Source organism: Rhizobium cauense (assembly GCF_019511525.1).
Lineage (GTDB): Bacteria > Pseudomonadota > Alphaproteobacteria > Rhizobiales > Rhizobiaceae > Rhizobium > Rhizobium cauense.
Window position 1 is genome coordinate 1 of the sequence record NZ_JAEUAT010000042.1, and the last position, 10727, is coordinate 10727.

The following is a 10727-nucleotide window of genomic DNA, read 5'->3' on the forward strand; positions in this document are numbered from 1 at the left end:
CGCTACCACTCGCTCACGCAACTCAATTGGATGCGGCTTGCCCATGGTGGTCCCCCTTCCATGGCCAAGTGAATCATGATTCACGCATAAACGGAATCCTGAATCACGTAAGCTGCGACACGCATTAGAAGAATGTTGTCAGTTGAGTTCTCAGCCAGGGCCGTGCGAATCCCAGTGATTAACCCTTCATTGCGCTCGAGACGGTGCTGAACAAAATCCTTTAATGTCTATAGGAGCCACTCAGTCTCGGTCGGGATCGATCTGAGCGAGGAACCGGGAAACGGTATCCTCGCCTACTACGGGCTCGCTACCAGCCGCGACCGCAATTGAGAAACCGATCAGCGAAGAAACTGGGTTATGGTTCGTAGCCCCGGCGCGCAGGTTCATCACCAGCGTTGGGCAGAGGAAGAGACCGAGCCGGATGACACGGCGCCAGTCGGCCGGAAGCATGCCACGCGCCTTCAGTTCGCTAAGCAGTGGACGCCAGAGCATCTCGGCCTTCACATCAAGAAGCGCGCGCCGCACGGGACTTAACTCGAAATCCGTTGTGACCCTGAGCAGGTCGCCTTCCAGGACAGCGCTCGCCTTGTTTCGTTCTGCCGCCATGGCCGGCTCATAGAGCCAAAGGGGATGGGCAAGGATGTTGTGGAAGGTCGTCTTGATCTCGGCAAGCAGGGTCGGAATGTTCTCGCCGGCAAATGCGGGATCGAAGAACGACAGGTTTGCCTCGCCGTTCTGCTCCTCATACCAGACATTTGCGTTATGGGCGTCACCGTGTGCCGTCACCCCGCCCGCATCGGCAAGCAGCGACGGGTTCAATCGCTCGTGAGCGGCGTCGAAAAGAGCACCGATGCTGTCCTGGTACTCGATGCCATTGACGGAGAAACGGCATTTCGACAGCGTTTCCCAGTCGAGCGTAAGGCCGGGAAACGCAAACTCCTTGCCGACATAGAAGCTAGAAAGGCGCCCGCCCGGGTAGCTGCCGGCCGAAGGGTCGATAAGGCGTTCATAGAACAGGCGATGGATCGGCTCTGCTGCCACCTCATCAGCGCTCACTGGATGCAGTGTCTCGAGATAGACTTTCAGCACGGCTTCGCTCAACCTGCGCTCGGCGGCCACGGCGTTTGCTCGCTTTGCCGCATCATCCTTCAGGTCAAGCTCCCGCAGCACATCCGAAAAGCGCGGGTCGGTACGCCTGCGGTAGACAAGGATCTGTTCACCCGGAAGCACAGACATGAGGAGCGGCTGGTCCACGGGCAGGCCTGCCCGGGCGAGAATATCAGCGCGATAGTATTCACCGCTCATGGCTTCTTCACCCTCTTCCTGGTGGAACTTGAAGAAGAAGTTGCCGTCCTGCGTCTCGAAAAAGCCGTTCAGCGAATTCAGGCTGTACTGGTCGTGATTGATGACGACATTTCGCGCCTCGATCTTGAAGAGGTCGCGCAACAGTTCGGTCAGCAATCGCTCGGCGCCGCCGTCGCCGGCCTTGGCGATTTTCCTGATTTCCGCAGTGCGGCTCGTGTGCTCGATCATGGCATTCTTTCTGGCTGGGGCGTTCTGAACAAAGGAATCCGCAGTTATTTGCTGCCGTGTAGATAGCGACTGCCCAGCGAGTAGCGGCTGCCGACGTAGGTCAGGGTGTTGACGGTGGCAACGACCGGGCCGGTCCAGGTCTTGCGATGGAGGACGAGGCAACTATCGCCTGGGCGGATGTGCAGCAGGCTTGCCTGGTCGGCGGTTGCCGGCAGGGCGCTGATCAGGTGCTCCACCTCGGTCAGCGGTGTGGCATTTTGGAGATAGTCATAGGTCGCAGTCACGGTGAAGTCCTGGTCGACATAGCCGCAAACGAGGTCAGGATTGACATGGCGCTCCTCAAGCTGGACCGGGAGGTCATTTTCGAAATGGATTACGACGGAGTGATCGACGGGCTTGACCGTATCGAACTCGAAGGCAAGCAGGAGCTCGGGTTCGGGCCGCCTGATACGCTCGAGCACGACGACCTCGGCCCGGTGTCGACTGCCACGCGCCTTGATTTCGGTGATGATGTTGCTGATTTCGATCAGGGTTGACTGGGGCCTCGGTGGCGCGACAAAGGTTCCCACACCCTGGATGCGGCGCAAATGCCCCTCGGATGTAAGTTCGCGCAGTGCCCGGTGAACGGTCATGCGGGAGACGCCAAGCGATGAGACGAGTTCGTTTTCTGAAGGGAGGCGGGCGTTGCGACCCCATTTGCCGCTGCCGATATTGCCAAGGACGAAGTCCTTCACCTTCTCGTAAAGCGGCGATGCTGAATCGGAAAGGGCATTCATGGTTCACTTCCTCCAGCGCCGCCTTAAAGGTCCGGCATTCGGGACGAGTTGGCGTGGTGCCTAGCCCGCCACTTCGATAATCGTCTTGAGCGCTTTGCTGTCGCCGCGAAGCAACCGTTCGTAGGCAGCCGGCACGTCGTCGAGTGTCGGCACGACCTCGATGAAGCGTTGCAACGCTGGTGCAAGCTCGACAAGCAGCCCAACTGCCTCCGGCAGTTCGTCGGCGAAGGCATGGCAGCCGACGAGGGATATTTCCCGCTCGACCAGGATGTTCGGATCGAAGTCGAGCCTGCCGTGACTGATCCCAACCAGTGCCAACGCCCCGCCACCAGACAGGATGTCGAGCGCGCGGGAGATCGCCTGGATACTGCCGGTAGCATCGAGCGCATGCCGTACTCGCGCGCCGGAAAGGGCAGCGTCGACATCAGTCTTGTCGAGGGCAACGACCGTACCACCGGTGACCTCGGCGACAAGGGCAGCCCTCTCTTCGTTCAGATCCGCCATTAGCAGGGGGCCGTCATGCAGGCGCGAGAGGAGAAGGGCGCTTAAGCCGCCGATGGTGCCGCAGCCGATGACGAGAACCGGCTGACCTGTCGGAACGGCAAGGCGACGCACGGCATGCAGGGCTACTGCCAGAGGCTCGGCCATGGCGGCGACGTCGGGCGAAAGCTGCGGATCGTGAGGGATGACCAAACGGGCCGGCAGTTGTACCGCTTCGGCAAACCCGCCGTCGCATACCTCGCCGACGAAGCCGAGGGTCTCGCAGACGTTGCTTCGCCCGCTAATGCAGGCCGGGCAGGTGCCGCACCACATGCGTGAGTCAGCGGATACGACATCTCCTGGTGAGACGTTGCTGACACCATCGCCAACAGCGGTCACACGGCCGCAGAATTCGTGACCTGCCGTCGAGGGCCGACGTGAGATCCACTGACCGGTGCGATAGTTGTGAAGGTCGGAGCCACAAATGCCGGCTGCCCTGACCTGAAGGTTGACGAAGCCCGGCGGTGGGGGCGAAGGCATGACTACCTCCTCCACCCGCAGGTCCTTCGCATCATATAGCCGCACGGCCTTCATGGGTCAGGCACCCTTCTTCAGATAGGCATCACGCACGGGCGAAACGGCAAGCGCATGCGAGGAGAATCCCTCATAGATCGCCAGATTGTGGGAGTGCTTGGCAAATTCAGGATAGGCCGGGGCCGTCACATAGCCAATCGAGCTGCGTTTGACGAAGTCGGTGACCGAGAGTGGGCCAAAGGTGCGCGCCCAGCGGCTGGTCGGCAGTACCGCATTGGGGCCGAGCGAAAAGTTTGCGATGCTGACCGGCGTGTGAGTGCCCATGAGTATCTCGGAGGCTTCGGTGATGTGGCCGAGATGAATGAAGGGCTCTTCCGACAGGAGCTCCAGGTGCTCTGGGGCATAGGCATTGACGAAATCGTAGCTCTCTTCGATTGAGGACGTGAGAACGACGCCGCCAGTCTTGCCCATGAGTACGGCCTTGGAGAAGCCGACGCGCTGTTCGGTCATCTTCGCCCAGTGTTCGGGGAGGGCCGCCAGCGCTTCGTCTGCGACGCGTCGGCTGTGAGTCACGAGATAGGCCGAGGAGTCTGGACCATGTTCGGCCTCGATCAGGAGGTCGAGCGCTGCAAGGCCACCATGGACCGTGTCATCGGCAAGGATCATGACCTCGGAGGGGCCTGCGGGTAGGCCGGTGTCGATGACGCCGGACAGAGACCGCTTGGCGGCAACCACCCATGGGCTGCCGGGTCCAACGATCTTCAGCGCTGGGTTGACGGTTTCCGTACCGTAGGCAACTGCGGCAACGGCCTGTGCGCCCCCGACCTTGTAGACCGTCTCGACCCCGGCAAGCCGCGCAGCCACGAGGGTTGCCGCATCGACCGAACCGTCGGGGGCGGGTGGGGTGACAATGGCGAGTTCTGGAACGCCTGCGACGACGGCTGGAACCGAGGTCATCATTGTCACGGACGGGAAGGACCCCTTACCACGGGGCACATAAAGCGCGACCGAACGAATAGGAGTGAAGCGGTCACCGGCAAAGGCGCCGGGGCGGATTTCCTTCAGCCACATGGCTTCTGGCTTCTGCTCCTCGTGGAACTTGCGGATGTTGTCGATGCCGAATTTGATGGACTCAATCACACTGGCATCAACCAGCTTGAAAGCCTGGTCGAACTCCGCCTCGGTGACCTTGAGGTCGGATTCCGTGACATTTGCCTTGTCGAGCTCGCGACCGAAGCGGGCCAGCGCCTTGTCGCCTTCAGTACGGACGGCTTCCAGGATCGGTGCGACCTTCTCGATGAAGCTTGAGATATCGGTTTCCGAGCGGCGCAGCAGGGCAGCTTTTTCCTGGGCGTTCAGCTTGGAGTATTCATAGAAAGACACTGATGTCATCGTCTTGTCCTTGATATCTGGCCCTTGCGGGCAAGGGAGTATGTCTGGCCTGAGCATGGGCCGACGGATCATTTCGATTTCAGGAAGATGTCGAGGCCGACCAAGCGGTCGAGCAGTGCGATCGCAACTCCGGCGCATGCGATGAACACGACCGAGATGGCGGCAAGATCGGGCGTGATGATCGAGCGAATGGAGTTGTAGATCTGCACCGGAAGCGTCACGCTTCGGGCGTCCACCAGAAGCAGGCTCACCAGGAATTCGTTCAGCGCCAGGATGAACATCAGCAGCGATCCCGTAATCACACCTGGCAGCACGGCCGGAAGGGTGATGTAGAGAAACCGTTGCAGGGGCGGGGCACCGCAGTTGGCTGCAGCAAGTTCGAGATCGGGCGACAGATTGCTAGCACTTGCCGTGACGGCCCAGATCATGAAGGGCAGGTTGATGACGCAGCAAGCGATGCCAACCGGCCACAGTTTACCAAGCACGTTCATATGGCCGAAGACGAGCATCATCCCGATCCCGGAGCCGATCAGCGGAATGGTGAAGGGCAAGAGCAGGTAGATCTGGATCGAGCGGGCAAAGCGTACCCGGTACTTGGCTAATGCGATACCGGCAAGCGTGCCGACGGGGATTGCGATCAGGGTGCAGATGACGGCGACGATCAGAGAACGCAGGAAGGCCTGACGCAGGTCGCTCGCCTGCGCAATCTTGCCATACCACTGCAGCGACAATCCGTCCGGTGGGAAAGTAATGATGTTTCCTGCCGTAAACGACGCTCCGAGCACGACGATGGTGGGGGCAGACAGCATGACGAGAGCGGTCGCGACGAAAGCCCATAGGACGAATGATTTGCTGCGGCTGCCGGTCATTTGCGGTCTCCTCCCATCGCAAGCGTGCCTGCGCCAAACAGCATGAACACGACGCCGACGAGGATTGAGCCCACTGCGACCAGCATCAGCGACAGTGTGGCGCCAAGCCCCTGGTCGGAGGTGCGGAAGAACTGGTCATAGATCGCGTTTGCTATGAAATCCTGGGTGCCGCCACCGAGGATGGCCGGAATGGCAAAGTCGGTGAGCGAAAGCGTCACAACGACAAGGCCGGCGCCGACGAGACCGGGTCTGGAGAGTGGCAGCACAATATGGCGGAATGTCCGGACCCAGCCGGCGCCAAGCGAGGCGGCAGCCGCCTCTAGCTCATTCGGGATTGCAGTCAGAGCCGGCGCCAGCATCAGTACGGCGAAAGGAAGCATGTATTGCACGAGGCCGAAGAGAACGGCTGGATAGTTGTAGAGAAGGCGCATTGGCGGCACGCCAACAAGGCCAAGTGCCTCGTTGACCATGCCCTGATTGCCGAGAATGATCAGCCAGCCATAGGCGCGAACCACCTGGCCGATGAAGAAGGGCAGGAAGAGGGCGACAAGCAGAAACTTGCGGAGTGCCGATGACGTGGTGCGTACCATGAGGTAGGCATAGGGGAAGGCAAAGAGCAGCGTGATTGCGGTCACGATCACCGAACCCACCAAGCTGCGACCGGCGACCGTCGCAAAAAAGCTCTCTGTCAGAACGCGCTGGTAGTTTGCGAGCGTGTAGCTTTCCGACATCAGGAACGTGTTGGTATCGAGCGTTCTAAGGCTCGTATCGCCGATCTGTAGGAGACCGAGCACAAGCAGTCCCACGAGTACGATCGCGGGCATCAGCAAGAGGTAGGGCAAGCCTCGCTGAAAGCTCGATGGCCAGACGAGCGCCGCAAGGCGTTCGAGCACATCCATGACGCGCCACGTCAGGGGATATGCGGCACGGGAAGCACGCATGATACCGTTCCTCGTTCACTGAAATGGGGTTGCCCGCCGCCAGAGGGGGCGCGGCGGGCAGGTGGTGCCTCAGCCCTGCATGATTTCCTTAAATTTGGCGAACCACTGGCTCTCGTTTTCGACCTGGACCTTGGACGAGATACGGATCAGGTGCTTGAAGTCCTCGTCCTTGGTTGGGTAGGACGGGTCGTTGACGAGGTCGGCAGGCGGGGTAAGGCCAGGTACGACGCCGGGCAGGCCGAGGCCGTCGAGCCAGACCTGCTGAGCTTCCTTGGTCAGCGCATGATTGATGTACTGTTTTGCCCAGTAGAGTTCGTTTTCCGGCAGGCCCTTCGGAATCCAGAGGCCGTCAGTGTCGAACTTGGCGCCTTCTTCGGGAACAACCCAGGCAAGCTCGATGCCATTCTTCTTGGCTTCGCGCGCGTTTGTCGAAATGGTGCAGGCGGCATCAATCTCGCCCTTCTGGAACCAGGTTGTGAAATCCGGATCCTCGCCGAGCAGGGGCTGCTGTTCCTTGATCTTGGAAATGAAGTCCCAGGCCGGCTGCATGTTGGCTGGGATGTCCTCGAGCTTGCCGCCGCCAGCGACCTGCGACGGAAAATGGAAACCGATGCCGTCATTGTAAAGCGCGATACGGCCCTTGAGCTTCGGATCGAGCAGGTCCTTCCAGGACTTTGGTGCTCCGTTCGGGAAAGCCGAAGGGCGATAGGCGAGCACGTAGACATAGCCATAGGTATTGACGATCGGATAGCCATCGAGCCCGACGGGCTTAGCGAGATCGGTGGTGTTCTTGAGATTGGGAAGGTCCGAGAGATCCTCTGTCACGCCGCGCAGCGCCGACTTCGTCGCGTTGGTGGTGGTGTCCCAATTGACGTGAATTGGCGGAACACGCTTTTGGGCTACGGCTGCCCAGACCTTCGGCTGAATCTCGTTGTCCTCGGTCAGGTCGTGGCGAACCGCAATGCCGGTCATCTTGGTAAAGCTGTCGGAAACGCCGGCCTTCAGCGCATCGACCCAGCTGCCACCCCAGGCGCGAACGATGATTTCGGAAGGTTTCTCCGGCTCCTGGGCAAAGGCGCTGCTGACGCCGATCGAAGAGAGGCCGGCGGATGCGCCGGCTGCGGCCATTGAGGCAAGCAGCGTCCGACGGCGGATCTGCGCGGAAAGGAACTTTTCATGCGACATTACCTGATTCTCCTCTGGCTAGACCTTCTCGGGGTCATTTTTGAAACACATGCATATCCCTTGCGTTCCAGCCGAGACGAACCTCTTCGCCCGGGCCGAACTGTAGGTGGGATTCTGGATCGTGGTCGAAGACGCGCATCAGCATGCCACTGAACGCTGGAACGCGAATTTCGTAGACGAGGCGTTCGCCCTCAAAGATGCAGTCGACCACCTGGCCGCCGACCACCGTTTCAAGATGGTTGAGATTTTGCTCCTTCGGCGCAACGCGGATCTGTTCGGCCCGTACAGCTGCGGCGCAGGGAGCACCGACTGTCAACCCGGCATCTGCAACGACGCCGGCAAGCTGTAGCCCATTCGCGTCCAGCCTGACGCGTGGAGAAGCGAGCTTGACTACTTTTCCCTCGATGAAATTGGTCACTCCAATGAAATTGGCAACAAAGGCATTGGATGGCGTGCGATAGGCATCCACCGGGCGAGCCTTCTGCTGGATCTCGCCACCATTCATGACGATAATCTCGTCGGAGACGACAAGCGCTTCGCGCTGATCATGGGTCACGTTGATCGTCGTTACGCCAAGCTCCTTCTGAATACGACGGAACTCGAGCTGCATCTCTTCGCGAAGCTTGCGATCCAGTGCTGCGAGCGGTTCGTCGAGCAGGAGCAGGTCCGGTTCGAAGACGAGCGCGCGGGCAATCGCGACGCGCTGCTGCTGGCCGCCGGATAGCTCATTAATGCGGCGGGCGCCATAGCCACCGAGCCGAACCAAATCGAGATAGCGCTCGACCTTTTCAGGGATCGTGCGGGCATCGTGGCGGCGCATCTTGAGCGGAAAGGCAACGTTTTCGGCAGCCGTCATGTGGGGAAAGAGGGCGAGTTTCTGGAAGACCATGCCGATGGCGCGCTTGTGCGGGGGGACGGCGCTGACAGGTTGGTTATTGATGAAGATTTCGCCGCTGGTCGGTCGGTCGAAGCCAGCGATCATGCGCAGAAGGGTCGTCTTCCCTGAGCCCGATGGACCAAGAATGGTGAGAAAACGCCCCTTGGGTAGGTCAAAGGAGGCGTTCCGGACTGCGTGGACGTCACCGAACACCATGCCGACGTCCTTCACGGAAACAGCGATCTGACCGGTCGACCCGGCCGAACGGAGTTCGGCAGCAACAACGCCCATGACATTCCCCTGTCTGCCACTTCACACGACGATGGAACCGCCCGGAAGCTTCACTCTGTTGCCCGAATGGCGACCGCCAGTCGAACTTTGTGGTAACTTGTCTATACATATCTGTACAAGTCTCGTCAACCGAATCTGCGTAATTTTTGCGCCGCAAACTACGGTGGTTAAAACTTGTGCAAGCGCGAACACTCACCCAATCGCACTATCTAGCGATCAAGGGGAAACGCAAGGGCGTTTGGCAACGCTTCGGTTCTCTCGTGCCTGGGATGGAAGCACCCCGTACCCAAGACTGGTTTTAGCAAATGAAGCGACATGCTCGTCCCGGAGTCGTCGCCTGAAGAAATGCGCAAGCCTATTGGGCAACTGCATGCTCGTTTGCGGACGGATGGTTCCCAAGGCGTATGGACGTGTTCGGCAATGCGTGATGAAGCGGACAATGCCAGTATCATCGAGCAATTGGCTGCGACGTTTTTTATCCGCCTTAGAGTTACGAAGCATCAACGCGGAAGAAGCAGGTCGGCGTCCCAACTCCCGTCAGGTTGCAGGCAAGCAACCCCGCGCGTACGGGTTTCTCCAGATAGCGTACGCAAGGTTGTCGTGAAATTCCTGCAGTTTGGCCCCACCTCCGCGATAGTTACCCCCCGAATCACGCCCGCACTTCCGGTTGATGGATTTGCCCATGCTACCGGTGCATCGCCGATGCCTGCGCGGCCGACGGCGTCTGCAATTATCGAATTGTCTCGGGATGCAAATTGCGGTGGGGTAGCCGAGGTAATTTCGGATGTATTGAGCGGGTCGGTGGTCGAACAGGATGCGGCCCATACGACGATGGCCGGAAGTGTCAGCGAGATCTTCCAACGCTCAAACATTCAGATCCTTCCACAGAACGTCGATCTCGATGTAATTTGCATCGTGCCTGAGCCGATGTTCAATTGCAAACCGGGTTCCCTCAATGAAACACGAGAAGCTTTGAAGCCAACAGGACCCGCTCTGTAGGTTTTAAGTTCATCCGCCTTCCCCTAGGCCAAATTCGCGCTGGTGCGAGTGCCGTAGCCCGTCTGAGATGGGGTGCCGCTCGTTGGTGTCGTGATCCTCATGCCGCCACACGCTGAGAATTGAGGCGAGAACCTTGCACGCGCATTGTCGGGAAGTCGTTCTCCCGTTCGTCCTCTGTCCGGACAACATAGGGGAATGATCATGAGCAACAGGTACAGTATCGAAGAAGAGGCTATTATGGCTATGCTGATGGAGCGAGCTTCTTCGCTTGGCGAGAAGGATGCCAACGGTGCCCTTTTCCACGAAAGCGACGATTCCGTCGAGTTTTCACTGGCGCCACCGCTTGTCTATCACGGCAAGGATGAGTCAGGCCTGCAGGCCTGGTTTGACACTTGGGAAGGTCCGATCGGCGGCGAGGTGATCGATACCAAGCTAACAGTTGGCGGTGACGTCGCCTTTTGGAGCGGCTTGATCCGCATGACGGGAACCAAGACTGACGGTACTGAGGTCGATCTTTGGTTTCGTCAGACCCTTGGTCTGGTGAAACGCGATGGTCGCTGGATGGTTTCGCATCAACATGCGTCTGTGCCGTTCGCCATGGATGGAAGCGGCCGCGCGCTCCTTGACCTCAAACCTTAAGCGGGTGCCCAGATATGCCCACGGTGAAAGACACTTCAAAGAGGTTGAAAGTGGAGTTTGCAGCGCGACAATCAAGATGAGACGCGCATTGCCTCGTCGAAACTGTTCCCGAATATTCAACCGTTGCCTCACATAATTTGCTCCCTACCGAGTGGATGAACAGGGGCGACTATGGGGCAGTTGAGCATGGCGACAAGGAAAGAACTGACGG

10 protein-coding genes are annotated in these 10727 nt (G+C 59.3%); 2 read left to right on the top strand and 8 right to left on the bottom strand.

Annotated features, from left to right (window positions below):
* Positions 1-240: 240 nt before the first annotated feature.
* From JNB88_RS32795 to JNB88_RS32830, 8 genes are all read right to left on the bottom strand, one after another.
* Complete coding sequence (locus JNB88_RS32795) at positions 241-1461, bottom strand: hypothetical protein (RefSeq protein WP_220359130.1); 1221 nt, start codon at positions 1459-1461, stop codon at positions 241-243.
* Positions 1462-1577: 116 nt separating this feature from the next.
* Positions 1578-2309: a histidine utilization repressor gene (gene hutC / locus JNB88_RS32800; RefSeq protein WP_220359121.1), complete on the bottom strand. Its 732-nt coding sequence runs from the start codon at positions 2307-2309 to the stop codon at positions 1578-1580.
* A gap of 60 nt (positions 2310-2369) precedes the next feature.
* A complete protein-coding gene (locus tag JNB88_RS32805; RefSeq protein WP_220359122.1) occupies positions 2370-3383 on the bottom strand; it encodes a zinc-dependent alcohol dehydrogenase in 1014 nt (337 codons plus the stop codon).
* A gap of 3 nt (positions 3384-3386) precedes the next feature.
* The gene (hisD, locus tag JNB88_RS32810; protein WP_220359123.1) at positions 3387-4715 is read right to left on the bottom strand and encodes a histidinol dehydrogenase; all 1329 of its coding nucleotides are present in this window, start codon (positions 4713-4715) and stop codon (positions 3387-3389) included.
* A gap of 68 nt (positions 4716-4783) precedes the next feature.
* Positions 4784-5584 carry an ABC transporter permease gene (locus JNB88_RS32815; RefSeq protein WP_220359124.1) on the bottom strand — a complete coding sequence of 267 codons (801 nt, stop codon included), beginning with the start codon at positions 5582-5584 and terminating at the stop codon, positions 4784-4786.
* Positions 5581-6525 (bottom strand): ABC transporter permease, encoded by a 945-nt coding sequence (locus tag JNB88_RS32820; protein WP_220359125.1) that lies wholly within the window; start codon positions 6523-6525, stop codon positions 5581-5583. Before JNB88_RS32820 ends, JNB88_RS32815 begins: the two co-directional genes overlap by 4 nt.
* A 69-nt stretch (positions 6526-6594) precedes the next feature.
* Positions 6595-7710: an ABC transporter substrate-binding protein gene (locus tag JNB88_RS32825; RefSeq protein WP_220359126.1), complete on the bottom strand. Its 1116-nt coding sequence runs from the start codon at positions 7708-7710 to the stop codon at positions 6595-6597.
* A 34-nt stretch (positions 7711-7744) separates the two neighbouring features.
* Positions 7745-8878: an ABC transporter ATP-binding protein gene (locus JNB88_RS32830; RefSeq protein ID WP_220359127.1), complete on the bottom strand. Its 1134-nt coding sequence runs from the start codon at positions 8876-8878 to the stop codon at positions 7745-7747.
* 420 nt (positions 8879-9298) lie between these two features.
* Between JNB88_RS32830 and JNB88_RS34815 the strand changes: the two genes are divergently transcribed.
* Positions 9299-9877 carry a hypothetical protein gene (locus JNB88_RS34815; RefSeq protein ID WP_476705537.1) on the top strand — a complete coding sequence of 193 codons (579 nt, stop codon included), beginning with the start codon at positions 9299-9301 and terminating at the stop codon, positions 9875-9877.
* Positions 9878-10078: 201 nt separating this feature from the next.
* Positions 10079-10516, top strand: coding sequence for a YybH family protein (locus JNB88_RS32840; RefSeq protein WP_420832241.1), 438 nt, complete (start codon positions 10079-10081; stop codon positions 10514-10516).
* Positions 10517-10727: the final 211 nt, after the last annotated feature.

Bases quoted from the DNA above. Each gene is read 5' to 3' on its own strand.
- JNB88_RS32840 (WP_420832241.1), top strand. From the start codon at position 10,079: ATGAGCAACAGGTACAGTATCGAAGAAGAGGCTATTATGGCTATGCTG.
- JNB88_RS32820 (WP_220359125.1), bottom strand. From the start codon at position 6,525: ATGCGTGCTTCCCGTGCCGCATATCCCCTGACGTGGCGCGTCATGGAT.
- JNB88_RS32805 (WP_220359122.1), bottom strand. From the start codon at position 3,383: ATGAAGGCCGTGCGGCTATATGATGCGAAGGACCTGCGGGTGGAGGAG.
- hisD (WP_220359123.1), bottom strand. From the start codon at position 4,715: ATGACATCAGTGTCTTTCTATGAATACTCCAAGCTGAACGCCCAGGAA.
- JNB88_RS32825 (WP_220359126.1), bottom strand. From the start codon at position 7,710: ATGTCGCATGAAAAGTTCCTTTCCGCGCAGATCCGCCGTCGGACGCTG.
- hutC (WP_220359121.1), bottom strand. From the start codon at position 2,309: ATGAATGCCCTTTCCGATTCAGCATCGCCGCTTTACGAGAAGGTGAAG.
- JNB88_RS34815 (WP_476705537.1), top strand. From the start codon at position 9,299: ATGCGTGATGAAGCGGACAATGCCAGTATCATCGAGCAATTGGCTGCG.
- JNB88_RS32815 (WP_220359124.1), bottom strand. From the start codon at position 5,584: ATGACCGGCAGCCGCAGCAAATCATTCGTCCTATGGGCTTTCGTCGCG.
- JNB88_RS32830 (WP_220359127.1), bottom strand. From the start codon at position 8,878: ATGGGCGTTGTTGCTGCCGAACTCCGTTCGGCCGGGTCGACCGGTCAG.